This is a genomic window from Bacillus sp. FJAT-27225 (assembly GCF_001685025.1).
Classification (GTDB): Bacteria; Bacillota; Bacilli; order Bacillales; family Cytobacillaceae; genus Bacillus_D.
Genome location: NZ_MAYU01000001.1, coordinates 756587 through 772324 on the forward strand (window position 1 = coordinate 756587; position 15738 = coordinate 772324).

Genomic DNA, 15738 nt, shown 5'->3' on the forward strand with positions numbered 1-15738 from the left:
GTCTATATTTAGGGCGGCATCTTTTATTTTTTATTCTCTCCTTGTCCGGGCTTAAATTCGCGCAGAAAATCCTTATTGAAGCTGGTCTGGGTTCCTTTATTCGCATCAAGTTCGGCTTTTGATCCTGCATTGGTAATGATATGTTTGCCATACTTTTCTTTAAGTTCAGTAAGAGTCTTGAACAGCGGCTCCTTTTTTGCAACCTTTTCGTATGAAAACAAGTCAAGCTGGGTTACTGCTTCTTCGACTGCTTCCAGGTCGGAACCGGTTATCCCAAGCAACCTGACAGGGTTTCCGTTCCAATTGCTTATAAAAAGCTGTTTGGCAAGCCCGAGAATATCTTCCTTCGTGCTGACAGGATTCCTTAGCTTCCTGCCCCGATTGATTGTTTTTCGGTCTTTGTATCGAATCGTAATTGCCAGGGAATTGGCAACGACTTTTTTTCGTTTTAAACGGGTTGCCACCTTGTCGGCAAGCCCGTCAAAAACCTGGAACAATTCATGCTGATTTGTCATGTCTCTCGGAAGCGTCGTGGAGTTGCCAATGCTTTTAAAATCCGAAACCGCATCTGGGTCAACCAAGCGCGGATCCACTCCATTTGCTCTTTCTTTCAAGCGAATTCCATTGATACCCAACAGCATCTTCAATTGAATGTCATTTCCGCCGGCCAATTCCCCGATTGTATGGATGCCAATCCCGTTCAGCTTTTCTGCTGTTTTTGAACCGACACCATGCATATCCCCAACAGGCCTTGGCCATAGAATGGCAGGAATATCCCGTTTCCTGAGAACTGTGATGCCAAGTGGCTTTTTCATATCCGAAGCAGTTTTAGCAAGGAATTTATTCGGAGCAATGCCAATGCTGCAAGGCAGGTCGAGCTGCGCCATAATCCTTTTCTGGATCGTTTGGGCAATTTCAATCGGGCTGCCGAGTTCGTGGCTGCCTGTAATATCCAAATAGCCTTCATCTATTGAAACTGGTTCAACCAGTTCGGTGAATTGTGAGAGAATGTCAAACATGGCTGTTGATGCCGCCCTATAGCGGTCGAAGTTTGGGCGCATCACAATCAAGTGCGGGCATATTTTTTTTGCTTCCCAAAGAGGCATCGTCGTCTTGACTCCCATTTTTCTTGCCTCATAGCTGCACGTGACAATAATCCCGCGCCTTTCTTCAGGGTTTCCAGCGATCGCAAGCGGACGGCCCTTCAGTGACGGATCATGCGCCATCTCCACTGATGCATAGAAGCTATTCATGTCCACATGCAAAATAACCCGTCCCTTTTTCGGGTACATCTCCCTCACAGCCATCACCTCATTTCCCCCTCTAGTTTATCACACTAACTGGGGATGATTCTAGCTTACCCAAAGCCTGTAATGGTCAGAGAAAGTGGACGGGACAACGCATTGAGCATGAGCTATTTTAGCCTTTTCTTCCTAAAAAACCCTAACACTAAGTAGGGTGTCAGGGCTTTGGATTGTATTCGTTAAGTAACCGGAATCAGTTTATTGGTTTGCTACTTCCTCAACAATCGCAACCGTCATTTCGGTAAGTTTGTTTAATTCTTCGATTGGCATGCGTTCATTCGTCGTATGAATTTCTTCATAACCAACTGCAAGGTTCACTGTAGGGATGCCAAAGCCGGCAATCACGTTAGCATCACTGCCACCGCCGCTTTGCTGCAGTTCACAGCTGCGGCCGATTTTCGCAGCAGCCTTCCTGGCAACTTCGACAACATGGTCACCTGCACCGAATTTAAAGCCCGGATACATGACCGTGATATTCACTTCGGCCCTGCCGCCCATTTCGGCTGCGGCCGATTCAAACGCTTCTTTCATTTTTGCTGCCTGCGCTTCCATTTTTTCAGCCACAAGCGATCTTGCTTCTGCCAAAATATCAACCCGGTCGGCGACGATATTTGTAGCCTGCCCACCAGCGAACCTTCCAATATTGGCAGTTGTTTCATTGTCAATTCTCCCCAGAGGCATTCTGGCAATTGCTTTCGCTGCAATCGTAATTGCAGAAATTCCCTTTTCAGGCGCGACACCCGCATGGGCGGTCTTCCCATAAACAACGGCTTCAATCCGGGCTTGTGTAGGCGCGGCCACAACAACATTCCCGACAAGGCCATCGCTATCAAGGGCATAGCCGTATTTGGCAGTAATTTTTGAAGGATCGAGAGCTTTTGCACCCATAAGCCCTGATTCTTCCCCAACTGTAATGATGAACTGGATTTCGCCATGAGGGATATTCTGCTCCTTCAAGACACGAATCAGCTCAAACATCGCTGCCAGGCCCGCTTTGTCATCAGCTCCAAGTATGGTTGTACCATCGGTTACGACATAGCCATCCTGGATTGAAGGCTTAACGCCCTGGCCCGGTGTGACTGTATCCATGTGGCTAGTAAAGTAGATTGGATCAACACCATCCTTTGTTGCCGGAAGTGTGCAGATTAGGTTGCCGGCTCCATGGCCTGTAACAGCCGTCGTATCATCTTCAAATACATCGAGGCCGAGCTCGGTGAATTTCTTTTTTAAGACTTCTGCAATGGTTGCTTCAAATTTTGTTTCAGAATCGATTTGAATGAGTTCAAGAAACTCATTCAGCAAACGTTCACTGTTAATCATCCGTAAAACCTCCGTCTGGTTATGTACTCACCATTTCAGTATACTCTTGTGAAACTCGAGCTTCAACCGACGGGATTAGAGCGGGATATTGCCATGCTTTTTCCGGGGCCTGTCTTCATGCTTGTTCCTGAGCATTTCCAATGCCTGGATTAACTTAATCCGCGTTTCCCTCGGGTCAATGACATCATCGACCATCCCCCTGGCCGCTGCAACGTACGGATTGGCAAATTGCTGCCGGTACTCTTCGATTTTCTGCTGGCGAAGCTTTTCAGGCTCGGGCGAATTTTGAATTTCTTTTGCAAAGATAATGTTTGCCGCCCCTTGCGGCCCCATGACAGCGATTTCCGCATTGGGCCAAGAAAATACCAGATCTGCGCCTATCGATTTACTATTCAAGGCAACATAAGCACCGCCGTATGCTTTCCGTAAAATTACGGTTAGCTTGGGGACCGTCGCTTCTGAATAGGCAAAAAGGATTTTTGCGCCGTGGCGGATAATGCCGCCATGCTCCTGCTTAATTCCCGGGAAGAAACCTGTTACATCTTCAAACGTAATAATTGGGATATTAAAAGAGTCACAGAAACGAATAAACCGAGAAGCTTTATCGGAAGAGTCAATATCAAGGCTCCCCGCCATCACTTTGGGCTGATTGGCAACAAGCCCGACTGGTTCACCTTTGATCCTTGCCAGACCAATAACAATATTCCTGGCAAAATCTTTATGGATTTCCATAAAACTATTCTGATCAACAACCTGCTCGATAACGACACGGACATCATATGGCCTGATTGGATCAAACGGAATACAGTCAACGAGGTCTGGCCTATAATCATCTTCATCTTCAAAAGCAACAACAGGCGGCTTTTCCTTCGAATTTTGCGGAAGATAGCTTAATAGCTTTCTAACAGATTCCAATACTTCCTCTTCCGTTTTCCCTCTAAAATGGGCATTCCCGGAAATGGTATTATGGACCTTTGCACCGCCGAGATCCTCAGCCGAAATTTTTTCTCCTGTTACTGTCTCAATGACTTTAGGGCCAGTAATGAACATTTGGCTTGTTCCTTCAACCATGAACACAAAGTCCGTAATAGCCGGCGAATAAACGGCTCCGCCCGCGCATGGTCCCATAATGACAGAAATTTGCGGAATGACCCCAGAATAAATGGCATTCCGATAAAAAATCTGCCCGTATCCATCCAGTGAAACGACCCCTTCCTGAATTCTTGCCCCGCCCGAGTCGTTCAAGCCTATAACAGGAGCCCCGTTATTTGCAGCCAAATCCATCAGCGTGGCAATCTTATGGGCATGCATCTCCCCCAGCGCTCCCCCGAAAACGGTAAAATCCTGGGAAAACACGTAAACTGCACGGCCGTTGATTTTTGCATAGCCTGTCACAACTCCATCGCCTGGCCCTTTTTGCTGATCCATTCCGAAATATGTAATCCTGTGCTCAATAAACGGATTCAATTCAACAAAAGAATCTTTGTCGACTAACAGATTAATCCTTTCCCTTGCAGTCAGCTTCCCCCTTGCATGCTGCCGTGCAATCTTTTCATCCCCGCCGCCCATTTCAATTTCACGGCGTTTATCATATAATTCATTTATTTTCTCAAATATATCCGCCATGTTACTTTTCCATCCCTTTCTTCTCACAAAACTCGTATAAAACCCCGCCTGAATCCTTAGGGTGCATAAAAGCAACCAAGGCTCCATGTGCTCCCTGCTTCGGTTCATCACTGAGCATTCGGATGCCTTCGCTTTTCAGATTGTTAATCCTATCCTGAATCGACTTCACTCCAAATGCAACATGGTGAATGCCTTCGCCACGCTTTTCAATATGCTTGGCAATTGGGCTTTCAGGAGACGTTGCTTCAAGCAGCTCAAGCTTTGTCCCGCCGGCATCCAGGAACGCAACAATAACCTTTTGGCTTTCCACTTCCTCTATTCCGAGCAAAGGAAGCTTTAAGATATCTGTATAGAAAGGAAGAGCTTGTTTCAGAGACTTTACGGCAATTCCAATATGATCCACTTTTTCAATCATCCTGTATCCCCCCTTTATTTAAAAACTGCAAAATCCACATCCCCTACGAATTAAGCAGTTTTCTCCCAAATATTTCGACAATTATTGTATTCTCTAAAAAGTGTCATAAATCCTTCCCAATTTGAAAGGTTGTTAGATGTCCCATTTACCGTTAAAATAGAGATATCCCATATTACATTCAGGGAGGAGAATATAAATGAACAACCGTAAAGCCAGGAAGGTAATCGTATATTTAATGCTATTCGCAATGCTTGCCTCAACCCTCCTGATGGGATTGGCATCTTTCCTTTAATAAGGACACACTTTATTTCCTAATCATATGTAAAAGGGACTGCCGTATAGACAGTCCCTTTTTCTCATTGTATCGCTCCGTATTCTATTCCCAGTTCAGTAAAAGGCCGGTCAGTCGATGTAATTAATATTTTTGTACCTAGCGGAATAAAAGGATAGAGTGATTCAATCCCTTCGTTTTGAAGCCGGATACAGCCGTTAGAGACATACTTGCCGATGGAAACAGGCTCATTGGTCCCATGCAGCCCGTAAACCCTGCCATCCGTCGCCTTCGCATCAAAGCCAATCCACCTGGATCCTAGCGGATTGTCAGGATGGCCGCCTTGAATGTTCTTTTTCCTGTAGTACGGCTTTTCGGCCTTAACCGTGACAGTAAAAAGACCTTCGGGTGTTAAATCATCACTTTTGCCAGTTGCAACTGACAAAACGGTTTGCACCCTGTTTGCATCAATAAACGCCATCTCATTCGTTTTTTTATTGACGATAATAAACGTATCGCCGGGAAGCGGATTCGGCCCAAGAGGCCAAATTGGGGAAACAAATAGAACGGTAAGCAGTGCAGCCAGGAAATGCGCCATTCATACCACCCTCTGGATTTTTCCCTAGTTTGTGCGAATCTTACTGTGCTGATACTTTTTTCTTTGGTTTTTCCAGGCCTCTGAACGAACTTTTTATGATTAAATAGTGTTCTAGTTCATTGAGCATCTGAAATAAACCTGCTCTCGTTTCGAACTCTTCGCGGGTTCTCGGAAGCTCCATTTCCTCAAACTCCTCCCTCATTACCTTTATCTTATCAAGATAAATATAGGCTGTGTTGCCTGGATGGATATTCTCACATAGTTCTTCAATAAAATCTGCCATTATCCCTGCCTGTTCTACCTCTGGAGAAAGGGACGAAGCAATAGGCAGAATCCGTTCAATGATTTCAAATTGCTTTTCCCGCATTGTAAAATAGTGATAATAAATATCTTCTTCCCTGGTCAGATGATTTTCCACATCTCGAAAGGCAAGCGTTTTTGCCTCATTGAGCAGTTTAGATGTATCAGTCAATTCCTGTCCTGCCCAATTGCTGTCATTCGTCCTCAAGTATCTTGCCATCTCCAAAAATATCTTCCGGAAATTTTCTTCAATTTTCCCGCTATATTCATACAGTTTTGATTCAAGACTAGGCATATACCAGTTCATTAATAAAGCTACTCCTATACCTACAATGATAACGACAAACTCATTAAGAAAAAGACCTGTTGAAACCTCACCAGCGGCATAAATATGCAATATGATTACGGACGATGTCACAATCCCGTCCTTCGCCTTAACCATTACAACAGTCGGTATAAAAAAGAACAACATCAACCCAATGACAAGAGGGTGATAAGCAATGAATTCGAAAAAAAGCGCGGAAATTGGCATGGCAAGCATACAAGCAATAAAACGATCCCATGCAGCCCTCAGCGACTTACGCTTCGTTGGTTTGATGCAAAGTATCGTTAAAATGCCGGCAGAAGAATAATTCGCCACCCCCAGCAGTTGGGCAATAATAATAGCCGCCGCCGTACCGACTGCGGTCTTAATCGTTCTGTATCCAATCCTGTACCTCATACACTCACACTCCATGTGTTTACAACCATTTATAGCATAAGATATTATTATTGGCAGGAATTTCTCCGCAGGATATGCAGTTCCGTCCATTAAACGAATTTTATTAGACGAATCTCTCCTCCGAAGACGCAGCCCCGTCCATTAAACGAATTTTATTAGACGAATCTCTCCTCCGAAGACGCAGCCCCGTCCATTAAACGAATTTTTTAGACGAACTGCACCTCTGACTATTCGGTTCCGTCCATGAAGTATTTTTTGGGCAAACCTCGATAAGAGAATCGGATATCTGCAAACCAGACCGCCCCCTATTGCCGGTTATACTATAACTTTTTAAGTTTGGGAAGAAAATCAAACCAATTCACGCAGCTTCGCCCCCAATTCCATCAACCTTTTTAAAAGTTTAAAACCTAATCCTATTACAAACTATATTCTAAAAAGTAAGGCGGTGGAGCGAAGAAGAATTACTCTTCATACTTAAGCTTTTAAAGTTTATCGGCAGAAATTCAATCCATACACTCACTAAAACACGCAGCTCCGCCCCTGCACTACAACAAGAAAAAGATGATCCTTAGACCATCTTCTCCATGATACCCTATTAATCAACCTCATATTAAGACAAAAGCACATAATTCTATACACTTAACCAAACAGGACAGGCGGTGGATCGAAGAAGAATTAGACTTTATACTAAGACTTTTAAAGTTATGGACAAGAAACTTAATCAAACTCTTTGTAGATCACGCAGTTCCGCCCCTGTACCTATAACATTTTCTCCAAAAACTCCCGAGCCCGGCTGCTTTTTGGCTGAGAGAAAAATTGTTCGGGAGCGGCGTCTTCGACAAGAACACCACCATCCAAAAACAAGACCCGGTCCGCTACTTCGCGTGCAAATCCCATCTCGTGTGTAACAATCGCCATCGTCATCCCGGTGTAGGCGAGAGATTTCATAACATCGAGAACCTCCTTGACCATCTCGGGGTCAAGGGCAGAGGTTGGCTCATCAAACAGCATGACATTAGGCTGCATCGCCAACGCCCTGGCAATGGCAACACGCTGCTTTTGCCCGCCTGACAGCCTGCCGGGATACTCGTTAGCCTTATCGGATAAGCCGACTCTTTCTAATAGCTCATATCCGATTTTTTCTGCCTCTGCTTTTGAAAGACCTTTCACTTTCATTGGTGCATACGTCAAATTTTGAAGGACAGTTTTATGCGGAAACAGATGAAAATGTTGAAAAACCATTCCTACATTCTCACGAACTTTCATAATATTTGTTTTCTTATCTGTAATTTCATTTTCGCCAATCCAGATGCGGCCGCTTGTTGGAGTTTCAAGCATGTTCATGCAGCGAAGGAACGTGGATTTTCCGGAACCCGATGGGCCAATGATAGCAACTACCTCGCCCTCTGCAATTGTAGTTGTGATTCCCTTTAATACTTCGAGCTTTCCAAAGTTTTTACGCAATTCACTGACTTTAATCACTGCGCCTCATCCTCCTTTCAACAACCTTTCCAAGGAAGGTCAAAGTAATGACCATCAGATAATAAATTAAGCCGGCAAAAAGAAGCGGTTCAAGGTAGGCGTAATATTCGGCCCCTACCTGGTAAGACCTCCGCATAATATCCGCGACTCCAATGGTAGTGACAATCGCTGATTCTTTTGTCAGCGAAATGAATTCATTCATTAGAGCTGGGAGGATATTTTTCATAGCCTGCGGCAGGATGATATCAAGCATCATTGGGCGGGAAGGAACACCAAGTGCCATAGCTGCTTCCCTCTGCCCTTTGTCAACCGCAAGAATACCCGCCCTGATAATTTCGGAAATGTAAGCACCCGAGTTCAATCCGAAAGACAGGATGGCAGCAACGTGCATATCAATTTGATAGCCGAGTAGTTGCGGAGAACCGAAATAAATAATCATTAGCTGCAATACAAGTGGCGTTCCCCTGAACACACTTGTATAAGCATCCGCAAACCAGGCAAGTGGTTTAACCTTACTAATTTTGAAAATTGAAAGGATAATGCCAAGAATAAATCCCAAAATACCTGCAACGAAAACGATCCCTAACGTTACCCAAATCCCTTCCAGTATATATGGCAAGGAAGGGACAATTTGTGCGAAATCCAGTCCCACTTAAAACCATTCCTCTCTATAATCAACTGTAAAAACGTCCAGAAAGGCAATGCCTTCTGAACGTTTCAATTTTCCCCTCTATTCTTCCCCGCCAAACCATTTAACAATCAATTGATCGAGTTCGCCGTTTTCCTTCATTTTTTTCAGTTCAGCATTGAACTTATCAGTCAGCTCACTGTCCTTTGCAAATGCAATCGCCGAACCTGCTTCTTCCGGGTTTTCAGAAATTGTAAATCCGGAGAAACCTTCTTCGTTTTCAATGAAGCCTTTCGCGACTGTATCCTCAATGATCGCTGCATCAAACCTTCCTGATTTAATTTCTTGAATTAAATCAGGGATTCTATTGCGGTCTTCGATTTTGAAATCTACTTCTTTTTGAAGTTCTTTTGCTTTATCGCTCTGGATTGAACCGAGCTGGACACCGACCGTCTTGCCTTCAAGATCTTCAAGTTTTGTAATGCTGCTATCCTTGGTCACAATTAAATGGGATGCGGTATAGTAAATATCGCTAAAGTCAACATTCTTTTTCCGCTTTTCAGTTGGTGTCATACCTGCCAGGACAAGGTCTGCCTGTCCTGATTTAAGCGCCTGGACAAGGCTGTTGAAATCCATATCCTTTACTTCGATTTCATAACCGAGCTTTTCACCAAGTGCTTTTGCCAAATCAACATCGAATCCAATGATTTCATCACTTTTTTTCGTATCAATATATTCAAATGGCGGGTAATCAGCTGAGGTAGCCATCGTAAGTGTCTTATTTTCCTCTGCTCCGCCTCCATTGCTGTTATTTTCACTCGAACCACAAGCCGATAAAATGACCATAACAAGAGCCATAGTCAAAAACAGAACCAAACCTTTTTTCATTATAATTTCCTCCCTTTATTATTCAGAATAATCGATAAACTATTACCCATTACAGCCAAGCTCGAATCCTTTCCAATTAAGTAAGAATAGACTTATTTTTATTCACATTAATGAATTTTAACACGTTTCAATAATTATTCAATACTATTTTTAAAAATTAATTTTCTGATTTTTTCCAGCCTTCCCAATGCATAGAAAAACCCGTCATGCAATCGGCATGACGGGTAGCGTTTTCCACTATTTATAATTCTTCGCAGTATTTATCAAATGCGTTTTGTAGCTTTTGAATGACAGCCATCGGCTCATGGCCTTCAATATCATGCCTTTCCAGCATGGTGCAGATTTCTCCGTCCTTTAACAGGGCAAATGATGGAGAGGATGGCGGATAACCTGTAAAAAAGCTGCGTGCTTTTTCGGTTGCTTCCTTATCCTGCCCGGCAAAAACAGTCACCAAATGATCCGGCCGCTTATCATAGTGAAGTGCATGGGCTGCAGCCGGCCTTGCAATCCCGCCTGCACATCCGCATACGGAGTTAATCATTACAAGAGTCGTCCCTTTTTGTGCGAAAGCTTGTTCCACCTCTTCAGGTGTCTTTAATTGTGTATAACCGGCAGCCGATATTTCATCCCTGGCCTGGCGGACAACATCATTCATGAACAAATTAAAATTCATAGTCATGGAATCACTCCCTGTTTAGCATATAAACCTATACCCTTATCATAACAGGGAAAATACTCGTTTACCAAGAAAAGAGAATTTTTTCATGGAAAAGGTTTACTTCTTTTCCATACTGGGAAAGAAAAGAATACAGCTAGATCCATACCCCTAAACTCCCTAATTTTTTGGATAGCCTTTGGGCTATCCCCTTTTTTTTGTATAAAGGACGTATAACAATACATATTTTTAAACTTTATCAGCAACATTTATGATGCCATGCCCCTATTTCTATTCACCGCTTTTATAAAACTCACCAAGCAGCATGTCAGCTGCTTTGGCAGGAGTAGTACTTCCTTCGAGAATTTCAGATTCCAGCCTAGGAAGAAGGCCTTTCACTTTTTCATTTTGATAAAAGTCGTAATGAAGCTGATTGGAAATTACCGTATGGAACCAACCGCGCAGCTGTATTCGACGCCTTTCCTCCCAAATTCCAGATTGCTTACCCTTTCTTTCAAACTCTTTAATAGATTCCCACATTTCAGGAATTCCCTTTTTCGTAAGTGCGGAACAGGCATATGCCTTAGTTTCCCAACCAATCGTTGCCGGCTGAAGGAAGTGGAGGATCCTCCGGTATTCATGAGCGGTTTTTTCAGCAAGCTTTAGGTTTTCCCCGTCCGCTTTATTGACAACAATACCATCGGCAAGCTCCATAATGCCTTTCTTCATACCCTGCAGCTCGTCTCCAGCACCTGTCAGGACCAGCAGCATGAAAAAATCGACCATATCCCTGACTGATACCTCACTCTGGCCAACCCCCACCGTTTCAACAAGAATGACATCATATCCCGCTGCTTCACACAGCAACATCGATTCACGTGTTTTCCTATGGACGCCACCCAGCTTTCCAGCAGTAGGCGATGGCCGGATAAATGCAGAAGGATGGCGGGAGAGTTGTTCCATTCGGGTCTTGTCTCCAAGAATACTGCCTCCATTTACAGAAGAGCTTGGATCGATGGCCAGCACGGCCACTTTATAGCCGATTTCACATAAGTACAGGCCGAATGTCTCGATAAACGTACTTTTTCCAGCTCCCGGCACACCCGTAATTCCAATTCTGATTGAATTGCCGGTATAAGGGAGCAATTTTTGCAAAAGCACTTGTGCATCGCCAAAATGGCGGGATGCATTGCTTTCAATGAGTGTAATTCCCCTGGCAAGTGCACTTCTGCTTCCCTTTGGGATAGTATTCACCAAGTCATTAACCTGTACTTCCTGGCTCCTTTTCTTTTTAAATATCGGCCTGCCTTTTTTCTCTTTTCCATCATTGATAGCTTGACGGTCCATTTATAGTTCCTCGTAACCGAGCGATAGGTATATTTTCCTGATAATATCCTGGGCTGCGACCGGGATGACTGTTCCTGGCCCAAAAATAGCAGCAGCACCATGGTCATATAAAAATTGATAATCATTAGAAGGGATGACACCGCCAACTACAACAAGTATGTCCGGGCGGCCAAGCTTCCTTAATTCCTCAACGAGCTGGGGCAGCAAGGTCTTATGTCCTGCCGCAAGAGAGCTGAAGCCAACTACATGGACATCATTTTCGACTGCCTGCAAAGCAGTCTCTGCTGGTGTTTGGAATAGCGGGCCTATATCCACGTCAAAGCCAAGGTCGGCAAAAGCAGTTGAAATGACTTTTGCACCACGGTCATGTCCATCCTGGCCCATTTTTGCGATGAGAATTCTCGGCCGTCTTCCTTCATTCTCAAGAAACTCCTCAGCCATTTGCTTAACATTTTCAATTTCTTCGTCATTTGAAAAGGAAGAACTGTAAACCCCGCTTATAGAACGAATCGCCGCTTTGTGGCGGCCAGCTGCACGTTCAATCGCGTCTGATATTTCTCCCAACGTCGCCCTCGCCCGTGCGGCTTTAACGGCAAATTCCAAAAGGTTCCCCTTACCTGAAACTGCCGCCTCTTCCAACTTGCCCAATGCAGCAGCAACAGCTTGGCTATCCCTGCTCGCCTTCAATTCTTTTAATTTTTCAATCTGGCGGTTCCTTACTGCTGTATTGTCAATATCGAGGATTTCGAGAGGTTCTTTTTCCTCAACTCTATATTTATTTACTCCGACAATAATTTCGGTTCCGGAATCAATTAAAGCCTGTCTTTTTGCAGCAGCTTCTTCTATTTTCATCTTGGGGAGGCCGGTTTCAATCGCTTTCGCCATGCCCCCAAGGCTTTCTATTTCTTCTATATGTTCAGTAGCACGCTCAATCAATTGATTTGTTAATGCTTCAACATAGTAGGACCCTCCCCATGGGTCGATTACCTTCGTGATTCCGGTTTCTTCCTGAAGAAACAGCTGGGTATTCCTGGCAATCCTTGCCGAAAAGTCAGTTGGGAGTGCGATTGCTTCATCCAGGGCATTGGTATGGAGTGACTGGGTATGGCCCATTGCTGCAGCATGCGCTTCTACCAGCGTTCTCATCACATTATTGAAAGGATCCTGCTCTGTCAGGCTCCAACCGGAAGTTTGAGAATGGGTTCTGAGTGCGAGTGACTTTTCATTTTTAGGATTAAAGCTTTTCATCATTTTTGCCCAAATAAATCGGGCAGCCCTCATTTTAGCAACTTCCATGAAATAATTCATGCCAACTCCCCAGAAAAAACTAAGCCTTGGTGCAAATGAATCGATATCAATTCCTGCCTTGAGGCCAGTCCTCACATACTCAAGACCATCCGCAAGCGTGTAGGCAAGCTCAATATCTGCAGGCGCACCCGCCTCTTGCATATGGTAGCCTGAAATGCTGATAGAATTGAACTTCGGCATATTTTCAGATGTATAGGCAAAAATATCGGCAATGATTTTCATCGACATCTCCGGGGGATATATATACGTGTTACGAACCATATATTCTTTTAAAATGTCATTTTGGATTGTCCCTGTAAGCTTCTCCTGCTCGACCCCCTGCTCCTCGGCGGTAACAATGTAAAAGGCGAGAACCGGAAGAACAGCCCCGTTCATTGTCATCGAAACGGACATTTGGTCAAGAGGGATGCCATCAAACAGCGTCTTCATATCGAGAATTGAATCGATCGCTACCCCCGCCTTGCCAACGTCACCAACAACTCGCGGATGGTCGGAGTCATAGCCCCGATGGGTGGCCAAATCAAATGCAACGGATAAGCCTTTTTGTCCCATGGCAAGATTGCGCCTGTAAAAGGCATTGCTTTCTTCAGCAGTCGAAAAGCCTGCGTATTGCCGGACAGTCCATGGCCGATTAACGTACATAGTCGGATAAGGTCCCCGGGTAAAAGGCGGCAGGCCGGGTTTATCATCGAGATGTTCGAGTCCATCGACGTCTGCCTCGGTGTACAACGTTTTTAATGGGATCCCTTCGTTTGTTTTAAAAGGTTCGGGCCGTTTCTCATCCTTCAAATGAGGCTCGTTTTTCTCTATTCTGTTAAAAAGTGTGATAGCTTGAAAGTTTGGTTTGTTACGCATCTGCTGACACCTCCAATCCGCTTAGTATGTCTGAAAGGAATTGATAACAATTCGCCTTTGCATGGAGAAACCCTTTGATGCCTGCCTCTTCCCAATCGAGTTTGTTTTCTGGTTGTCCTGCGAGATATAACGAAACTCCGGGATAGTTTTCTTTCAAACGCTTAGCGATATCGAGGCCAGCCTCATTATATAATTCGTTACTTGAACAAACGCAAAAACGGTCGAGTCCGCTGGCTTCAACAAATTCAATCACGTCTTCCAAAGTATAGAGTACATCGCTTCGAACAGACCGGATTCCGCCAGGAGAAAGGAAACCCTCCACAAAATCAGCACGAGGTTTATGATCCTTTATGCCGCCGAAACAAATTAGCCCGACTGCGGTCTTAACTCCTGATTCTTCAAGTGCAATTGCCTTTAACCGCAGCTCTTCATAAGGTGCCGAAAGCCTGGCTTGTTTGATGATTCCCGGTTTTGGCTTATCCTCAGCGAGGTTCGCATAAACATTTGTACCAATTATGCTCCGTTTGCGAGCCTTAATATCTGAGAGTCTTTCCGTTAGTGTTTTTTCAACCTCTTCAAGGAACCAGCCTGATTGAATGGACGCCAGCATGCCTCCCTGCTGGTCAATTTTCTGAAAAAGTGCCCATGCCTTTTCGGCAAGCTGTTCAGTCAGCTCTTCAATAAACCATGAGCCCCCGCCCGGGTCAGCCACCTTATCAAGGTGAGCTTCTTCCCGGAGAATGAGTGGCATATTCCTGGCAATTCTTTCAGAAAAACTGGTGATCCCCGTCAAGCTGTCATAAGGTTCTACATGAAGATATTGAATCCCGCCAAGAACAGCAGCAAAAGCCTGGTTGCCTGTCCTCAGTAGATTGACGTGCGGATCAAATAATGTTTGCGTGAACTTGGAAGTTTCGGAGGAAATGACCATCTTTCTTTTTTCCCTGCTGGTGCCGTATTCCTCTGTTATTCTGTCCCAAATAATCCGTGCCGCCCTGAGCTTGGCTATCTCCATAAAAAATTCAGTCCCAATCTGAAACGTGAAAATAAATTTGTCTACTATATCGTTTAGTGCCATACCTGCATCCAGCAAGCTTTCCAGATATAAAACCCCGGATGCTGCTGCGGCTGCCAGCTCCTGAACCGCATTGGCACCCTTCATGTGATAAATGCCGGTGTCAATCATAACTGTTCTTAAGCCCGGCTGCCGAATTGCTGCTTCCTTAACCGTTTCAGCCCAAGCCTCAAGTTTGACAGGTTTTTCAAAAACTGAGATAGGGTCATAAGCTATGTATCCAGTGAGGTCCCCTTGGCCGACTCTCTTTTCGAACTCTTCTAGTACAGATTCAAGCTGGATGTTTGTTTTTATTGCAAAGGGATAAGCTCTGGCATATGGTGCCAGAACTTCTGCGTATGCCGGGGTAATTCTGTCTGAATCCAGTGCAATCGCAGTTTGTCCTTTTCCAAGTGCTTCTTCAAGCTTTTCTTTTAATTTCTCCGCGGAATCAGATTGAATTTTTTGGGCTATCAGCCAAGGCTGATCTTGATAGCCATTTGGATAAATGCCCCTTCGATAGTCCGGCTTTCCTGAGAACCCCGGATTTCTTTTATCATGGGCAGTATAAAGCGGTTTCAAAATAATGTCTTCATAAGTAACACTGGAAAGTGAATCTGCTGTGTTGCCCTTCAAAGCTTGTTCAGCTTTGTCCTTCCACTCATCCAGTGTATAGTTTTTAAATTGATAATTCATTACACTCCCTAACCCCATAAGAACTGCCACACCCCTTCCATTCTAATTCAAAGATTCAAAAAACTTCTCTCTTAATTGTAGTATAGCCCGCCCACAGCAGGCAACGAAGAAGAATTATCCGCTGAAAACACCTTTTGTGGGTTTGATACTATCTCTATAAAAATTAATTCAGCGGTTGTAGGACATAATTCAGCGGTTTTGGAAACTAATTCAGCGATTTTGAAATTAATTCAGCGGTTATTACAGTTCCGCTGAATGTTAGGCAGGAAG

The 15738-nt window shown here is 44.4% G+C and carries 14 protein-coding genes; 1 reads left to right on the forward strand and 13 read right to left on the reverse strand.

Translation table 11 applies throughout. The features are described from left to right. Positions 1-23: 23 nt before the first annotated feature. The 4 genes from A8F94_RS03910 to mce all read right to left on the reverse strand — a co-directional run bounded on the left by A8F94_RS03910 (position 24) and on the right by mce (position 4665). Positions 24-1301: a DNA polymerase IV gene (locus A8F94_RS03910; protein ID WP_066197245.1), complete on the reverse strand. Its 1278-nt coding sequence runs from the start codon at positions 1299-1301 to the stop codon at positions 24-26. Between the two features lie 201 nt (positions 1302-1502). After that, positions 1503-2624 (reverse strand): M20/M25/M40 family metallo-hydrolase, encoded by a 1122-nt coding sequence (locus tag A8F94_RS03915; RefSeq protein ID WP_066195871.1) that lies wholly within the window; start codon positions 2622-2624, stop codon positions 1503-1505. 75 nt (positions 2625-2699) lie between these two features. Beyond that, positions 2700-4250: an acyl-CoA carboxylase subunit beta gene (locus tag A8F94_RS03920; RefSeq protein ID WP_066195873.1), complete on the reverse strand. Its 1551-nt coding sequence runs from the start codon at positions 4248-4250 to the stop codon at positions 2700-2702. 1 nt (position 4251) lies between these two features. After that, positions 4252-4665 carry a methylmalonyl-CoA epimerase gene (gene mce, locus A8F94_RS03925; RefSeq protein WP_066195876.1) on the reverse strand — a complete coding sequence of 138 codons (414 nt, stop codon included), beginning with the start codon at positions 4663-4665 and terminating at the stop codon, positions 4252-4254. Positions 4666-4861: 196 nt separating this feature from the next. Between mce and prli42 the strand changes: the two genes are divergently transcribed. Further along, positions 4862-4957 carry a stressosome-associated protein Prli42 gene (prli42, locus tag A8F94_RS25615; protein WP_175384348.1) on the forward strand — a complete coding sequence of 32 codons (96 nt, stop codon included), beginning with the start codon at positions 4862-4864 and terminating at the stop codon, positions 4955-4957. A gap of 64 nt (positions 4958-5021) precedes the next feature. Here prli42 and A8F94_RS03930 read toward each other — a convergent pair whose 3' ends face one another. The 9 genes from A8F94_RS03930 to A8F94_RS03970 all read right to left on the reverse strand — a co-directional run bounded on the left by A8F94_RS03930 (position 5022) and on the right by A8F94_RS03970 (position 15468). Beyond that, positions 5022-5534: a L,D-transpeptidase gene (locus A8F94_RS03930; RefSeq protein ID WP_066195879.1), complete on the reverse strand. Its 513-nt coding sequence runs from the start codon at positions 5532-5534 to the stop codon at positions 5022-5024. A gap of 40 nt (positions 5535-5574) precedes the next feature. Next, positions 5575-6555: an aromatic acid exporter family protein gene (locus A8F94_RS03935; RefSeq protein ID WP_066195882.1), complete on the reverse strand. Its 981-nt coding sequence runs from the start codon at positions 6553-6555 to the stop codon at positions 5575-5577. A 759-nt stretch (positions 6556-7314) separates the two neighbouring features. Then, positions 7315-8037: an amino acid ABC transporter ATP-binding protein gene (locus A8F94_RS03940; protein ID WP_066195885.1), complete on the reverse strand. Its 723-nt coding sequence runs from the start codon at positions 8035-8037 to the stop codon at positions 7315-7317. Then, complete coding sequence (locus A8F94_RS03945) at positions 8030-8689, reverse strand: amino acid ABC transporter permease (RefSeq protein WP_066195888.1); 660 nt, start codon at positions 8687-8689, stop codon at positions 8030-8032. The genes A8F94_RS03940 and A8F94_RS03945 overlap by 8 nt, the downstream gene beginning before the upstream one ends. 78 nt (positions 8690-8767) lie before the next feature. After that, positions 8768-9553: a transporter substrate-binding domain-containing protein gene (locus A8F94_RS03950; RefSeq protein ID WP_066195890.1), complete on the reverse strand. Its 786-nt coding sequence runs from the start codon at positions 9551-9553 to the stop codon at positions 8768-8770. Positions 9554-9794: 241 nt separating this feature from the next. Then, entirely contained in the window at positions 9795-10232 is a 438-nt protein-coding gene (locus A8F94_RS03955; RefSeq protein ID WP_066195893.1) for a BrxA/BrxB family bacilliredoxin, read from the reverse strand. A 267-nt stretch (positions 10233-10499) separates the two neighbouring features. Next, the gene (gene meaB, locus A8F94_RS03960; protein WP_066195896.1) at positions 10500-11555 is read right to left on the reverse strand and encodes a methylmalonyl Co-A mutase-associated GTPase MeaB; all 1056 of its coding nucleotides are present in this window, start codon (positions 11553-11555) and stop codon (positions 10500-10502) included. After that, positions 11556-13718, reverse strand: coding sequence for a methylmalonyl-CoA mutase (scpA, locus tag A8F94_RS03965; RefSeq protein WP_066195898.1), 2163 nt, complete (start codon positions 13716-13718; stop codon positions 11556-11558). Further along, a complete protein-coding gene (locus A8F94_RS03970) occupies positions 13711-15468 on the reverse strand; it encodes a methylmalonyl-CoA mutase family protein (protein WP_175384349.1) in 1758 nt (585 codons plus the stop codon). Before A8F94_RS03970 ends, scpA begins: the two co-directional genes overlap by 8 nt. Positions 15469-15738: the final 270 nt, after the last annotated feature.